This is a genomic window from Allomuricauda sp. CAU 1633, assembly GCF_017313225.1.
In the GTDB taxonomy this organism is placed as follows: Bacteria; Bacteroidota; Bacteroidia; order Flavobacteriales; family Flavobacteriaceae; genus Flagellimonas.
On the sequence record NZ_JAFLNE010000002.1, the window covers coordinates 627,527 to 645,067 of the forward strand.

Genomic DNA, 17,541 nt, shown 5'->3' on the forward strand with positions numbered 1-17,541 from the left:
CTTTTGTGAATGAATTGGTCAGGATACAAGATCAAGATTTGTGAATATGTGAACCTGTTCCATTGGAAGTATTTATTAGTGAAGGTTGTTACATGTTATTGCTTTTTTAGATCAATGAACAGGGAATGATTGTGAAAGTAATTCCAATGGTCCCTGGTTGTTGGCAATTACTATGTTGAACCCGTTGTCCTTCTTTATCAAACCAAGGGTCTTAACGTCATATCCCATGTTTATCCCACTTTTGGAATAGGGCATTGGGCTAAAACCACATTCACCGTCACCCAGCAACAGTAGGCCTATTGAGGCATCATTGCGAGGGGTCTCGATTTCCGACGCGTATAGATTTCCTCCGATGATCACATCGAGAAGGCCATCATTGTTGAAGTCCTCGATTAGAATATCATTGATGGGTGACAATTGGGCCATCAAAGGAAGTTGCTTGGAATCGTAGCTGCCTTTCCCTTTATTTTCCAATAGGACACTGGCGAAGGACTTTACTGTAAAATGTTGGGACTCCTTAAGGTTTTCCTTGCCATATACGTCTTCCAAAGAAGCTTGGGCAAACGAATTGTAATCCTTGAACTTAAGTTGGATTGCCGGTATTTGTTCTGAGGAGCATTGCCGCCCCCTTACCGGATAGAGAACCCCTTCATTGTGATATCCGAGGGCAATATCCGTGTTTCCGTTCTCATCAAAATCATTGGCATATAGCTCAAAGGAAGCCTCTGGGGTCGCCTGATATTTATAGTTCAATCCGAGATTGCCGGCAAGAATATCAATATCACCGTCCTTATCAAAATCCGCACCTTCGATACTGGACCACCACCCTGTGGTATCCGCAAAACCAAAATCCGATGTCCTATCGATGAATTTTCCATTTTCTTGACTATAAATGGTCAAGGGCAACCATTCCCCCACCACAATTAGGTCCGTGGTGCCATTTCCATCAAAATCATTCCAAAGCGCATCGGTGACCATGCCGATATCGGCCAACCCAGGGGCCAGTTCACCCGTGGCATCCACAAATTTTGGAACACCTTGGTCCATCTGGTTGACCAACAAGTAGCTTCGACCTGGATTTGGATAATTCTGTGGTGAGATCCTTCCCCCCACAAAAAGATCGATGTCCCCATCATGATCTATATCTGATGGGATAACACGGGAGCCGCTTCCCGTGATCTTTGGAAGGATCCCTTCCGATTTCTGAAAAGTCCCATTGAAGTTCAAATATAGCCTGTCCTGGAACATATCCTCATCCGTAAACCCATTGCCTCCACTGACAACATACAAATCCTGGTTGCCATCATTATTGGCATCAAAGAATAGGGCGCCCAAGTCTTCATATTTTTGGTCCTGTTCCCAGATTCCATGGGTCAAAACAAAAGTTTCATCAGCTTGCTGTACATACATGGCAGCTGGAAATCCGGCGCCATTTCCGACGTAGATATCATCAAGTCCGTCCCCATTGATATCGGCAATGGCCATGGCGGGGCCAAAGTTTGATAATTTGTGCGGAAGCAGTACTTGTTTGCCAAAATCGTTGTATGGGTTTTCACTGTGCCAGAAAATCGTGTCAAATTTCTGATTGGTCAATTGGAACATCTGTTCCATCGGGGCTTCTGATTTTTCCAATTGTTGGTTTTTACCTTTGATAAGGGTCAGGGTTTGGTCCGCATTGATGTCCACGGACACTTCCCGGGAACCATCGCCCCAATCCACCATCAATGTGTCGATCCTATTGCTCTTCCCCAAGCCGAAATGAAGCACGGGCTCCATAAAGGATTGGAACCCTTTGGTTGGATTCAAATGGAAATATTGGGTCAGGTCGTCACTTACGACCGTTACCTTAGCGCCTATACCCATGTGATTTGGTCGGTCCGATACCAATTTGATCCTTAGGTAGTGCCCATCCTTGATTTCTGAGGTATTGTTCTGGAACACACGGCACGTATCATCTATATTGTTCACCACCAAATCCAAGTCTCCGTCATTGTCCAGGTCACCATAGGCGGCCCCGTTGGAAAACCCTTTGTAGCTCAGTCCCCAATCCTCGTTCACTTTTTTGAACTGCAGGCCATTGGTATTCTTGAAAATATAATTGTCTATTTTTTCTGAGGGCATCTCATTGACCAAATCGATCAATGAGGCCTTATTTAGATCAACATGGTCTTTTTCAAGGTTCTTAAAAAAGTCCTTGTTGTTGATTTCCCTGCGGGTTCCGTTGGTGATGAACAAGTCTTTCCAGCCATCATTGTCGAAATCGGCTATCAGGGGACCCCAGCTCCAATCCGTTGAGGAAATGCCGGCCATCCATCCAATGTTGCTAAAAATAGGAAGGCCATCGGCACCCATGCCTTGGTTGAGCTGAAAAGAATTGTACATGTACTGGTAATGGAACCCATGATTGACCGTGCTCCAAAAAAGACCTACATTCATGCTGGCCATATTGGCCTTTGACCGGCGATTGTCCTCTGGGGCCATATCCATTTGTACGAGGTCCAATAATCCATCATTGTTCACGTCTTCGGCGTCCGTCCCCATCCCGTAAAACGAAACCTGTTTTGTGGCTTCGTTCAGCTTATCGGTAAAAGTGCCGTCCCCATTATTGATGTAGAGGTAATCCGGTGTGCTGAAATCATTGGAAACGTAGATGTCGTCCCATCCGTCGTTGTTGTAATCCGCAATGGAGGAACTCACCGAGAGGCCAAAATTCAATAAACCGGACTTTTCGGTAACATTGGTAAATGTACCATCGCCGTTGTTGGTGTACAAATGATCGCTTTTTGCCATATCTGGGCGGTTTATCATCATTCGATATACCGTATTGGCCGTTTTAAAGTCCGTTATCGGGTAATTGATGACGAATAAATCCAGATCTCCGTCTTTGTCATAGTCAAAAAATGTGGATTGTATGGATTGGCCGATGTCGTTTATGCCATATTCTTCGGCCCTTTCCGAAAAAGTCAGATCCCCATTGTTGACATAGAGTTGATTGCTTTTGTTCCCATTTTTTCCTGAAACACTGAGATAGATGTCCAAGTGGCCATCATTGTTGATATCCACAAGGCTCACACCTGTATACCACCTGGAATCACCGCTGATTCCTGAAGTTTGGGTAATGTCCTCGAATTTCATTCCCCCCTTGTTCAGGTAAAGCTTGTTCTCCACCATATTTCCGGTGAGGAAAATATCGGCAAGGCCGTCATTGTTGATGTCGCCAATGGCAGTGCCGCCACCCATATACATATACTGGAACGTAAAGTAATTTAAGGAATCACTCTCCGTTAATTGGTTGGTGAATGTAATTCCGGTGGATGCACTGTCAAGCAAGGTAAACCTTTTTATTTCGCTCTTAGGATTTTGATGCGTGCAAGCTGACAGAAAAATGGACATTGCCAGAAAGAGAAGGCTTTTAATCAGGGTCTTGATCATAATATGGACAAAATGTTTTTAAGTGATTCACTTTCTATACCATTCTATGGTATTTGTAAGGAAGTTTTTGGAAATGTCATGATTTGGCCCATACCATTGCTTCTAAACAAATTTCATCGCCTCTGGATCCCAATGTATTATTTTTTGCTCAAAATAACTTTTGTTGGCCCCTAGGGCAGCGGCAGCGGCACGGAACCCAAAAACAGCATCTTCCACTACGGTACTGCCCGTGCGCATGGAATCGAAAAAGTTTGAAAAATGGTTCTCATGATCACTATAGTTGTTACTGATCCTGAACTCCATTTCCCCACTTTCCGCAACATTGGCCGGAGGAGTGGGATATTTTTGTTTGTACCATTTTTCGAATTCCCGTTGATTGGCCTCGTCAAACGTATCGAATGAGTCCCAACCATCGTATCCTGGTTGATCGGATACTTTGCTCCGGGTGACCCTGACGGAGTTCCCGCCAACCGTCATGACCCCTTCGGTGCCGACCAATCGGATTCTTCCCCCGCCACCTCCACCATCGATGAAGTTAACGCGGATCTGCATATTGAACGCGGGGTGGTTTTTGCTCTCAGGATAATCATAACACCCAATCATGACATCGGGAACGTCACGACCATCCTTCCAATAGCGCAATCCTCCCGTAGTGTACATTTTGGAGGGTCCCGAGGAGCCGATAACATAGTGGATGCCCGAAAATAGGTGGATGAACAGGTCTCCGGCCACACCGGTGCCATAATCCTGATAGTTGCGCCATCTAAAAAAGCGGATGGGATCAAAGGCAATCTTTGGGGCATCTCCCAAAAAGCGCTCCCAGTCAATGGTGTCCGGTGAGGCATCCAATGGTATGGAATAATTCCAGGCACCAAGGTTCGATTGACGATCGTTCCAGGTTTCGGCCAGCACCAATTCGCCTATTGCACCATCTTCGTACAGTTCCTTTGCTTTTTTATAGACCAAAGAACTTACCCGTTGACTGCCCACTTGGAACACTTTGTTGTTCTTCCTTTGGTTTTCAATGACGGCCCATCCTTCCTCGATGTTGTGCACCATCGGTTTCTCACAATAAACAGCTTTGCCGTGGTCCATGGCATCCATGGAAATCCGATCGTGCCAATGATCGGGAGTTGCTATGATGACCGCATCAATATCGCGCCTATTTAAAACTTCCATGTAATCATTTGTGGTGAATATATCCTTGCCAAAGACTTCTTTGGCATGTTTTAGCCTTCCTTCGTAGAGATCACAAGCTGCCACTAGTTTTGTTCCCGGTGTGGCCAAGGCTGCACGGGTATCATTGAACCCTTGGATGCCCATTCCAATGGTCGCTATTTGGATGGTATCGTTAGGGGTGTATTTTCTTTGGGGCTCATTGATGGCAAAATAGGGTCTGTCCTTTGAATTTCCCAATATCAAAGTGGGAGTCGTACCGGCCAACAATGCGGTTCCCGATAGCTTTTTTATAAAAGACCTTCTTTGGTTTGAACTTGTTTTTTTCATTGTTCGTTGTTTTTTCGAATCAAAATTTTAGTTGCCTTTCACATGAAAATGGTTGCTTTTGGAACCCTTCCGATTCCCGGTGAATTTTTATCGATAAAACCAAAGGGTGCAATTCCCGACTGGCACCCTTTGGTATGAATGAAGGTAGTGATACTTGTTTTTATTGCCATTCTGGATTTTGCTCCAATACACCATTGCTCAAATCTATGGCTTCTATGGGTATTGGAAAAACACTGTGCTTCGGCAATACGGGAATGCCAAGGTCTATACCCGGAATGGTTCGTTCTTCGTTGGGGAAATAAGTGTTCATGGTGGATTCCAGTACCCCCCAACGTGCCAAATCAAAGTATCTGTGACCCTCCATGCCCAATTCAAGTCTTCTTTCAAAACGAACGGCTTTCCTGGCGAAGGCTTGATCGGGAAATGAAACATAAGGTTCTACTTGATAGTCTGTTGGGTTCACGCCTTCCACCGTGGGGACATAGGTCATGTTCTTGGCCCTGTTCCGGACTCGGTTCACATAGTCAAGTGCAGTATCCAGATCACCGGTTTCCACAGCGGCCTCGGCGGCCATCAACAATACATCCGCATAACGTATGACATTGTAATTTATGCCAGAGCGATCTTGGCCCCATGGTCCTCCCGTGGACCGTGCTTCCGGTTCCGAGGCCCTGTACGTGTTTTTGGCCGCTAAATAAGGTCCCCCTGCGGATTGCACCCTTACCCAATCGAAGCCTGGATTTCTTCCAAACCCGTTGAAATCAATGTCCCGTCTTCCAACGGTATAGTCCAATCTGGGATCTAAAGGTCCACTATGAACCGTAAAGGGCTCATCGGAAGCAATGCCCTGGTCATTGGTGACATCCGTTTGGTTCCATGTGTCCAATAGAGGCAGACCTGACATATCTGTTTGAAAGGAGTTTACAAGGTCCTGTGAAGGTTGAAAAAAGCCACAGCAGGTATTCAAAGGTCCACCACCCGGATGGTTAAGTGCACCTCCCCGGTTACCATTGAAGGAATCCCCACTATCGTTGAAGAATTGGATGCTAAAGACTGCCTCCACTCCATTTTCCCCACGAAGGTTGAAGTTGTCCACATATTCGGTATGGAGCCCGTAAGGCCCATTGTTGATTACATCCTGGAGCACGGCTAGTGCCTCGGTGAATTTTTCTTGATAAAGATAAGCTTTGCCCAAATACGCCTTGGCGGCCCAACTATTGGCCCTTCCTACTTCGCCACTCACTTCTGGTAGGTTATCTATGGCCGCTTGGAAATCCTCTTCGATTTTATCCCATATTGGTCCTGGGTTCGGTTTATTGGGATCGTTGAGGTCCTCTTCGCTCAAAAATGGAATGTTCCGAAAGGTACGTTGCAGTTCAAAATTAAAATGCGCCCGTAGAAACCTTGCCTCTGCAATCTGTTGGGTGAGATCCACACCTTCGATAACTGCCGCCTGGGCAAGAACGGCATTGGCGCGGTTGACTCCAGCAAACGGTCCGACCCATTCGTCCCTAATGTAAGGGTTGTTGGTGGCCCAGTCGAAGTGTTCCAACAAATAAAGCTCATTTTGGTCACCATTGGTGGCTCCTTTGTGGGCATCGTCAGATACCACATCAAACCACCAGTTATCACCACTTGATCTGTAATCCTGGGTAAGACCGAATCGAAATCCATCGAGCATGGAATAGGCCCCGATCAAAAGAAGGTCGACCCCCTGTTCGTTTGCCAATGCATCGGAATTAAGACTTCCCTTGGGTGCAATGTCCGTGAAACTTTCAGAACATGAAAGAAGTATTAAGAAAACGCAAAGTGTTTTGACTATTGTTTTTTTCATTTTAGTGAGTTTTTAAAAGTTATGTTCAGAAGTTGAAGTTCAAGCCTAAAATGTATGTTCTAGGTTGTGGAAATCGTCCATCATCAACTCCTATGGTTAGATCACCCGCAGGGGGATTCGGATCATCTCCAGCGGCAGTTTGGCCAATTTCAGGTTCGGAACCGTTATAATCCGTTATTGTGAAAAGATTTGTTCCTTGTACATAGACCCTGGCATTGGTGATGCTCAAGCTGGGAATTTCAAAGTTGTACCCAATCTGAATGTTCCGCAGACGTAGGTAGGATCCATCCTCTACAAAATAAGAGTTTGGTTGGGATTCATTGTTCCTGATACTGGTGCTGAGAGCCGGAAGGCTTGCATCAGTATTGTTCGGTGTCCAAGAATCCAAAACCCTTACACTTCTGTTACTGTTCAGAAATGTTGGAAAATCGCTCTCTATTTTAGCGAAATGGTATAGTTCGTTTCCATGGACCCCTTGAAGGAATAGGGTCATAAAGAAATCCTTGTAGCTCAAATTGGCATTTATCCCATAGGTGAAATCTGGATGTGGATTTCCTAGAATGGTCCGGTCATCATCATTGATCACCCCGTTTCCATCAATATCACGGTACCTAAACCTACCAACACCGTCCTCAGCAGTGGCAAATCCTTGATCGGGAGCACTGGACACTTCATTGGCGTTCTGGAAAATTCCAATAACGTCACGTCCAAAATAGTAGGAGATGGGCTGTCCACTACTACTTCTTGTAATTGTCCCTGATCTAAATACAGATCCGTTCAAAAATGCATCGGGGTTGTTACTGTTGACCTTTACAAGCTCATTCTTATAAGCTGAAACGTTCAATCCAATATCCCATTTTAATTGGGAAGTTTGGTCAGGGTTGAAATAGTTGATGGAGAAATCAACCCCTTTGTTGTTCACTTCACCCGCATTAATAAAGGCGGGATTGGCATCAATGGATGTTGTTGGCAATGGGCTCGCTATGATCATATCCTTTGTGGTGTTGTTGAAGTAATCCACAGATATGCTCAGGTTGTCATCAAAGAACCGGGTGTCCAAACCAATGTTGAACTGATTGGAACGTTCCCATTTTAAATCCTGGTTCCCCAAGGAGGAGAGAATGGCACCCGTTGCTACGGAAGCACCACTTATGGGATAAAACCCCACCTCCTGTTGAGCCTCTAAGATGTTGACATCTGGGTTTGGTACTGGAATATCCTGATTTCCAAGTTGGCCATAGGATGCCCTTAGTTTTAAGTAGGACAGCCAAGAATCATCGGGCATGAAGTCTTCCTCACTGACGACCCAACCAACACTGGTTGACGGAAAAAGACCGGTATTGTTTCCTTCTGCAAAACGTGATGTTTTATCGTGCCTCAATGAAATTGAAGCCAAGTATTTGTTCTTATAGGAATAATTTGCATTAAACAGGAAAGAAAACAATGTACTGGCCTCCCAGCGACTGTCGATTATGGATGGCGTGCCCGTTCCAGCTCCCAAAATGAAGAAATCAGTGTCCTCCAAAAGGAAATTCTGAACTCGTGTCGAGGTTATCCTAAAATCCTCCTTAACAGCTTCAACACCGCCCAATAGTTGGATATTGTGCTCACCAAAATCTTTATCCCATCGCAAGGTGTTGCTCCATATCCAAGATATGGAACGGCTCTGGGTCTCTGTGAGCGCATTGGTCTTTGGTTCAGGAGCTTCGGGATTGGCCCTTGCAATATCATTTGTCAAATTGTCCACCACGTTGAATCCAAAAGTTGATTTGGCGGTGAAACCATCCAAGAACTTTACTTCGGTGTAAACATCCCCAATGAGGCGCAATGCCCGGTCGAAATTATCCTTCCCACGAATCAATTCCGCTACCGGATTGGATACGTTGCTCAGACCCGCTGCTGTTGAGGGCCCACCACCGGCAAAGTTCCCGGCTTCATCATATATGGGGACCAATGGGGGCATGCGCTGGGCATTTCCCACTTGGTTTTGGGCGAGCTGATCGGTGAAAGAGGCACTTAAATGTTCACCGACACGGACATTGTCCAGAATATCGAATTCTGTATTGATCCTGGTAACGATCCGTTCAAAGCCCGTGTGCAATTGTATCCCTTCTGTATTTTGATATCCCACGGACATCAGATAACGACTTTTTTGATTACCTCCACTGACGGATAGGTCATAGTTTTGGATAATACCTGTTTGGAATATCTCGTCCAGCCAACGGGTGTCACCACTACGGGTAATTTTGTTGTCATTCATGTCATAGGGCATGGTATCAGTTCCCCTTATGAATTCTGGGATAGTGGCGGTAGGGCCATTGCCATATTGGGGGTGGGTCGGGGTGACCCCATCATTGTTGAAGCTTTCCCAAAGCACGTCACCCAATTGTTGTGCATTAAGGACATCCTGGGTTTTGGCCACAGTTTGAAAGCCGACATAGGAGCTAAAGCTAATGGAGGGCTTTTCATCCCTAGACCCCGATTTTGTGGTGACAATGACAACACCATTGGAAGCCCTTGCCCCATATATGGCAGCAGAGGCATCCTTGAGGACGTTAATGGACTGTATATCATTGGGGTTGATCTGGCCTAAGATATTGGCATCCGTGGTCTGCATGCCATCGATGACCAATAACGGGCCATTCTCATTGGTGGTACCAAAACCCCTGATTCGGATCAATGGGGTACTTCCCGGTTGTCCGCCACCAACGACATGTACACCTGAAGCCCTACCTTGGAGTGCCTGTCCCGCATTTTGTATCGGAACATCCAAGGCTTCCTCAGTATCAACTTGTACCATAGCTCCTGTGACCGTGGCCTTGGATTGCGTGGTATAACCAGTAATGACCACTTCATCCAATTGCCTTGCATCTTCCTGTAAAGTAACATCAATGGTTGAATTTCCATTTATGGCAATTTCCTGACTGGTAAACCCAATGTATGAAAAGACCAAAATGGCATCGCTGCCGGCCTCAATGGTATAGTTGCCATCAAAATCCGCTGTTGTGCCATTGGTGGTCCCCTTTACAATTACATTGGCACCAGGTAAGGGCATTCCACTGTCATCGGTCACCGTTCCGGTAATGGTCAGCTGAAGAACAGAATTTTTGGGACTCTCGACCCGGTTTTCAAAATTGGCCCATGTGACTTGCGTACATAGACAAATAATCATTGATAGGAGCCAAATGGTTTTGGGCAACCTTTTTTCTTTGGGCCCTATCCGATGATAGACATTTTTTTGATCCATAATGATTTCAGTTTGTTAGTTAATTAAGGTTTAAAATGAAGTGCCATTGCCAATCCACTGGATATGATTTCAAAGGGTTGGTAGAACTTCATAGCGTTAGATAATGTGAAAGTAACCGTAGTCTATCCGGATAAGGTCGAATAACAGTTTTAAGAAGTCGAATTATTATCACGATTCATTTAAAAAATGTAAATATTTGATAATGAGATATATGTAATAATTATTTAGAATCCCAGAATAGGTACTTATGGTGTGATTGGGTCAATTACCGGAAGTTAATTTCTGTAGCAAAATAGTTGTTGAAGGAAATTTCCCATACGTTTTTCGTTTCCCTTTTCTTGCTCCCCTGGGAAAATTATGTATGAAGCAATGGGTATTTGGGAGAGTTATTTCTTGTATCAACATCGAAACATTAATGGTGCACAAGCACAAAATATATCCCAACGATCTATATTCCTTTCGTGGGTTCTTGTCACTCAATGCCAATGGTATTGCTCGATATGGAAAGTAATCCTCCACTTCCTGTATTGCAAGGAAGAGCAGAACTTATCCGATCCCCTAATCCATTTAATCCCTAATACTATTGGAGTGATTTATATATGGAATAGGGTAGTAACTCGTGTTAAACGAGATCGGTCCCTTTATTTCATAAGGGACCAATAAGGTTATTGGGGATTTATGGAAGGAGTTCTTCATATGGGCTGATGTTTCGGTATGGCCCCACTTGACTTGGTTGACTATAGGCATAACATATAGGCAACCAAAGCCTCTTTTTCTTCCTTTTCAAGTTCCAGTTCAAGTACGAGGTTGAAAAATTCCACGGCATCCCCAAGAGTGGGACAACGGCCGTCGTGGAGATAGGGAGGAGAATCCTTGATTCCTCTTAGGGGAAAGGTCTTGATAGGTCCTTCTGGCCTTCCGTTGTAAAAGCGTTCCACTTGAAGATCGTGCATGTAATCATCAACGAATGCGGGGCCCGAATGGCAATTGATACATTTGCCTTTACCGTAGAATATCATTTCACCCTTCAGTTCCTGTTCAGTTGCTTTTTCTGAAATGAGCCTGCCCATCGGGTTCAGTTTGGGCGCCGGTGAAAAATCAAGGATGCTGTTAAAGTCGCCCATGCGGTTGGTAACCTGTCTTTGTTGGGATCGTGGGCCAATATTTTGCTGCATTCCAGGATCCCCATCAAAGTATTCTTCAACTTCTGCAAAATGGTCCATACTGCGTATGGAACGCTTTGAAGATAATTGCATGAGTTGGTAGTTGCCCCTCATGGTAGGGGTGTCCGTGCGCAGCCGTGCCATATTGGGTCGCGAATCAGGTGCCAATTCAAAGGCCCCGTTGGTATGTCCGTTCACATGGCAGGAAAAACAGGATACCCCAACACTTGGTTCCGGAGTAACTCGGTGGGTCGTATGGTTGAACCATGTGGTGGCAGTGGGCCTTAATAATTCCTTTAAGCCCTCCATTTGTTCCGGTGTGAGCAGACCGTTGAAAATTTCATAATAATTGGCCAATGTAATTTCCCTGCCTTCCGTAACATCACCAAGCTCTTTATGTGTGGTAAGATACATTGGTGGCGGAAATTCAGGTAGATATGAATCCGGAAAATCGTGATCGACATCAATGCGCAAATGTTCTGGGTGGGCCTTGTTCCACATATCGGGAAACACCATGTGTGCCACAGATTGCAGTGGATGGGCCAGTGGTTTATACGGAAAAAGATCTTGGTCCTTTATTTGGTCCGGTGTCATGGCTCCAAGATCTTCCCATGAGGAAAGGCCCTTTGGCAAACGGGCGATGGGACCATTCATGATTTTTTTTCTTCCGCTTGACATATACACACCATTTATAGCCTTTCCACTAAAATCGTAACGCGTGGCCATGTACTTTTTCACATCACGCATCAACTCTGGCTTTTGTTTCTTGTGAAAGGAAATCCATGCATCCCACGACATGGGCAACTGGGGGGAACCAAAAGATGTTTTGCCCTTTCCCCCATAGTTCCAAAGATCAAAGGGTGTACGCTCTCCCTTTGTTATGTCAGGATAGGGTAGGAGTTCCTTAGAATTTGAGCTTGTGGGAGATGTACCCTGGCCGTTTGTTTCCGTATGAGGCAGGTGTTCCCTAAAATTGGAACTTGTGAGAGAAGTACTCTGTCCTTCTGTTTCCGTTGCGATGACAGCGGCCCGACTTTGGAGCATGTGAAGGTCGGAGGTTTCTGCCAAGGATTGGGCACTTTCGGTCGGGGCATTATTAAGCCATTTTCCTATGGCCAAAAAAGCAATAGTGGCAAGTAAAATCAGAATTATAATGTTCTTTCTGTTTTTCAAAATTAGTTTATCCTTCATTTTTTAAGTTTATATATTGTACGTTCCAAATAGCCATACACTTTGGTTCATAGCGGAAGGAAATTATCAAAGTGAGATGATTCGATATCTTCTCACTTGAATGTACGATAATGAACATATCCATTCCATAATTTAGTTGATCTGTGTCTCACTCTCGTCCATATGAACTTGACCAATACAAAGCCTGATTTCCATCTTTTATTGGCAAATCCAACCTAATCATATAAGGACTTTTGTTTGGTAAAGAATTATGATTCTTTTGCCCATGGGCGCAAATCCAATATTGTAGTTGGTGGGCACTGTACAATTCATTCAGGTTGTTTAGAAGTCCCATGAAATTTTATTACATGAAAGTAGTTCGGCTTTTGTCAGTACAGGTTGAAATTTTGTTTTAAGTGGTCGAATAACTATCTCGGACAGTGTTTATCGTGCGGTATCAAAGGGTCTGTGATTTAAAGGCACTACCCTTGATATTTAAGCCCTAAGCCAAGGCAAATGGGAAAGCCATCATTCAAGTGAAATCAATTCTCATGCGTTCAGGTCTTTCCATAATTGGGAAACTGTTATATGGAAAAGTGTCCATATGGGCTGAGATTTTCAAAAGTTGTTTCCGAGGGTCATTCCATATCCTCTCCAGAAGGGATAATTTGATCTTTTGATTGGTTTTTTCTTTTGTTGGCAACAAAGGAAGATGGATTTTCACCATAATATTTTTTGAACAGGGTTCCAAAGTACTTGGCGTCGGAAAACCCGACATTGTATGCTACTTCACTGACATTATAATCATGTTCCAGCAACATTCTTCTACCTTTTTTTAATCGGATTGTCCGTAGAAACTCGTTCGGGGAAACATCCATTAGGGCCTTCAATTTATGATAAAATGATGTTCTGCTCATCCCCATGGCCTCGCACATGTCTTTTATGGTAAAATTGGGATCACTTAGGTTATCTTCCACCAATTGGGTTAGATTGGACATGAATTTATCATCCAATTCATTGGAAAATTGAATTTCCTCCTCGGTTTCATTGAAGAGCAGGAATTTACGCTTTAATACCTGCCTGTTGTGCAAGAACCCTTCAATCTTGCTCAATAAAAGTTCATAGTCATAGGGCTTAACAATATAGTCATCGGCACCGCACTCCAAACCTTGCATAATGTTTTCCTTCGACCCAAGTCCAGAGAAAAGGATAATGGGGACATGGCAGGTCTCAATGTTTTTTTTGAGGGCCGTACAGAATTGAAACCCGTTCATTTTTGGCATAAGGACATCACAGAGAATAATGTCCGGTAGATTGTTCCTTATCATTTTTTGGGCTTCAAAGCCATTGCTGGCCGTAATGACATGATATTCATCCATCAACCTGTTCCTGCTGTATTCCATTAGATCTTGATTGTCTTCCACAATCAATACGGTTTCTTTGTTGACCGAATTGGATTGCTCCTGATCTGGCAGTACCATCTCTATGAATGTTACTTTAGGATCTTCCAAATTGGTCAATGGTTTAAAAGGAAATTTCACAGCGAATGTGGAACCCTCGGAAGATGATTGGACCAAAGTGACATTGCCATTTATCAAACGGGCCAAGTCACGGGCCAGAACCAATCCCACCCCGGTGCCGATACTTCCTGATGTTTCAACATTATGCGCCCGATAAAAGAGTCTGAATATTTTCCTTCGTTCCGCCATTGGTATACCTATGCCGTTGTCCTTGATGAGTATTTCACATTTTTTTTCATTGACCCTGAGTTCAACGACCACTCGACCACCTTCCAATGTATATTTTATCGCATTGGAGAGAAGGTTGCCAACGATCTTATCCAAAATTCCCTCATCCGATTCGATCAGTAAGGAGGTTAGGTCGGTTTTTAATTCCATGGAAATATTCTTCTTTTCCGCTAAAATCGTAAAAGCAAAAATTTTGTCCTTTACCAACCATATCAAATCCATGGGTTGTGGGTTAACGGTATTCTTGTTGGTCTCCAACTTTCTGAAGTCCAGAAACTGGATAAGCTGCATGTGCACCTTCTCCGCATTTTTAAGGGCAATGTCCAGATTTTGGCGTATTGGGGCACCCATTGACATATTTTTGATCAGATCTTTAAGTGGCGCCTTTATAAGTATCAAAGGTGTCTTGATTTCATGGGCCATATTTGCCAAATACTTTAGCTTGCTCCTAGAATGTTTTGTCAATATCCATAATCGGTAGGAATACATGATCAATCCCAGTAAAAAGAGGAAAAGTATGGCATATAATCCGTAGGCCCATGGGGTCATCCAAAAAGGTGGGTTGACGGTCAATGCAATTTGTTTTATCGGTGCAAGGAGCTCATCCCTTTGTCCAGTGATCTTTAGCTTAAAAGTATACTCCCCAGGATTTAGGTTGGTATAGCTTGCAACGGTGGATTCGGGGTTGCTTATCCAATGTTCATCAAAATTTTCCAACTTCCAGTGGAAAATACCCTTATCAAAATGCATGAAATCAATGCTGGTAAATCCGAAAGAAAATGAGTTTTGGGCGTAATCAAGCTCAATGGCCTCTGTATGGTTCAAAAGCGTATCGAGTGGTGAATTTCTCCCAGGAAGTACTTGCCTATGGTTGAGATAGAAGTCCGTGAACAAAATGGTTTTCTTGGATTCAATGGGTTGGATTTCAAATGGATTGAAGGTAATGACACCTTCGCTGGTCCCAAAATAGACATTTCCATCAGCATCTGTCAATGCAGCATCATAACTAAAATCCACCGATGTCAATCCATCGGACTTGGTAAAATTATTAACGTTTAAGGATTTGTCAATTTGAGACAACCCCTTAGATGTGCTGGCCCACATGCCATTCGTGCTGCTGGTCAGGGCAAATATGCGATTGGAGAGAAGCCCGTCTCCTGTGGTAAGCCTCCGAATACTTTGTTTGAACAAATTGATGGTGAAAAGACCTTCATAGCGGGTACCCACCCACAAGAGTTTGTTCTCATCCATTGCCAGACTTGAGATCATTGCGGATTTTAATTGCGAGGTGTTGACAAAGGGAAGGTTGCTTAATTGACCTGTATTGGTGTCCAAAAATTTAAGTCCCGTGGATGTGCCAATGGCCAATAAACCCTGTCCTACGCTCAGCAGGGTCTGGACATTTCCAATTTCAATGGGATATCGGTCCAATTGCCCTGTTTTAAGGGAATAATGGTATATGCGCTTTGTCTCATCTTCACTGAACCAAATACTGTTCTCGGAATTGGCATATATTTTGTTTGCGTTCACTGCGTTGAGGTCAGCATTATAGCTTTTTGTGCTCTTATATTTCAATTTTTGGGATGCCTTAAAAACGATGGTGGAATCGGTGTATGAAGTGGCCCAAATATTTCCGTACCGATCTACAGAAATAGCTCTTGAGTTTGAAATATGGTTTTCCCCATTTAGATCAATTTCCAAATGGCTCCACTTATCCGAGGTTTTATCCCAGATACTGATGCCCTTGTCGGTACCGAATCCAATAATGTCGGGAGCGACATTGAACAGTTGAAGGACAACATTGTTCCTAAGGGAATTTTTTTTGTACAGATAATGGCGTATGGTCTTGAAATTTAGGTTGCCAGGACTGTATACATTCAGTCCTCCCCTAAAAGTGGACACAAAAAACACATTCGAACTGCTTCGGTAGACATCATGTACGGATGCCGAACTCAGGGACTCGGTGTCGTTTTGATGCGGGGTGATCTTTCCGACCTCCCTTCCTTCAATTATGTCCCATATCAATAGGCCCTCGCCATCGATACCAACGATAATTTCATGGGAGGAAAAGCGCACAATGCTCCGAACTTTAAGCCCTTTGTATTCAGTTAGTCCAGTTGGCATGGAGAACTCGAAGTTTACCAGATTGAAAGAGCACAGTCCTAACTTGTTCGACCCTACCCAAAGTCGATTGTTCTCTTTATCAAAAAACAATGAAGCTATCTGTGAACCCCTTAGACCCGTATTTATATTTTGGGTCTCATCCAAAAGGTTGAATAAAATGTTCTTATTTGAATCCAGCACATAAATTCCGTTTTCGGTTCCCAGATAATAGTTGTTCGAATCATCCTGAATGATTGAGGAAGTCCTGACTTCCACTCCCCTGAGTTTTTGGGTTAGCTTTGAATCCGGGTCGAAAACAAAAACACCCTTGTAGGTACCGATCCATAATTTGTTCGTGTGATCGATGTAAAAATCATTAACCTCTTGCTCTGACTCTGGTTTTTCCCTTATGGTATGATATAGGACAAATTCATCCCGTTGGGATTCATATCGATATAACAGTCCACCTAAGGTAATGAGCCAGATTCTATTGTTTGAATCAATGTTGATATGATACTCCACATAGTTGGCGGTTCGATATTCATAAAGTTTGGGCAGATTGTAATGCTTAAAATCCTTTCCGTTAAAACGGTCGACCCCTTCTTCCGTGGCGATCCAAATAAATCCCTCTCTATCTTCAACCGATGAAAATACAGCATTGCTGCTCAACCCCTCACTTACCCCAAATTTTTGAAAAGTGATATTCTCCACATTTTGGGAGTACAGCAATGACGTTAGGGCCGAGTAAATTGCTAACTTGAGACATATTAGTGTTCTCTTTCCAAATAATGAGATTGCGTTTAACCTGAACATAATTATTGATGCATAATGGATTTGAAATCTTTTTGAACCGCTGAAAAATAAACGTATGGAAGACTAATTTGCGAACTTGGCCATACGACCAAAAAAACCATTGTTCCGTGGTATAAGGCAAGGTTAAAGATATATATTAAATTGAAAATCAAGAAAATCATCTCCTTTGGCAATGACATTTTAAGGGATACATCAAAATTGACAAAGGGAGGAAATACGAGATGAAAACAATTATAATGAAGGTCTTTGCCCTAAATTTTTCCTGAGGTTGTTCCTTGAAAAAAGGACATCATTTTTTTATCCCGAGCACTTGAATCTGCATGAAAGGTTGTTCAATTCGAGAATAGCCCCATCCTTAAAACCCCATTGACCATAAAACAATAACGATTGAGACAATTTTGTACCAGTGTTCCCGATCTAATTCATGATTTTCTTTTTAGAAGATGAATAGGGTTAAGTGGTTCGCATTGGTTTTATTAGTGTGTCTTTGACACACCAAAATCAAATGCTTTGGGCAATGATTCG

Annotated in this window: 6 protein-coding genes; all 6 read right to left on the reverse strand. The window is 43.6% G+C overall.

The window, feature by feature from the left end:
- Positions 1–111: 111 nt before the first annotated feature.
- On the reverse strand, positions 112–3,432 hold the full coding sequence (locus J0X14_RS07805) for a VCBS repeat-containing protein (protein WP_207097196.1): 3,321 nt from the start codon (positions 3,430–3,432) through the stop codon (positions 112–114).
- A gap of 102 nt (positions 3,433–3,534) precedes the next feature.
- Positions 3,535–4,938, reverse strand: a complete 1,404-nt coding sequence (locus tag J0X14_RS07810) for a Gfo/Idh/MocA family protein (RefSeq protein ID WP_207097197.1) — start codon at positions 4,936–4,938, stop codon at positions 3,535–3,537.
- A 160-nt stretch (positions 4,939–5,098) separates the two neighbouring features.
- Positions 5,099–6,772 (reverse strand): RagB/SusD family nutrient uptake outer membrane protein, encoded by a 1,674-nt coding sequence (locus J0X14_RS07815; RefSeq protein ID WP_207097198.1) that lies wholly within the window; start codon positions 6,770–6,772, stop codon positions 5,099–5,101.
- A gap of 25 nt (positions 6,773–6,797) precedes the next feature.
- Positions 6,798–10,019, reverse strand: coding sequence for a SusC/RagA family TonB-linked outer membrane protein (locus J0X14_RS07820; protein WP_207097199.1), 3,222 nt, complete (start codon positions 10,017–10,019; stop codon positions 6,798–6,800).
- A gap of 737 nt (positions 10,020–10,756) precedes the next feature.
- Complete coding sequence (locus J0X14_RS07825; protein WP_207097200.1) at positions 10,757–12,373, reverse strand: cytochrome C; 1,617 nt, start codon at positions 12,371–12,373, stop codon at positions 10,757–10,759.
- A 617-nt stretch (positions 12,374–12,990) separates the two neighbouring features.
- Entirely contained in the window at positions 12,991–16,914 is a 3,924-nt protein-coding gene (locus J0X14_RS19200; protein WP_207097201.1) for a two-component regulator propeller domain-containing protein, read from the reverse strand.
- Positions 16,915–17,541 lie beyond the last annotated feature (627 nt).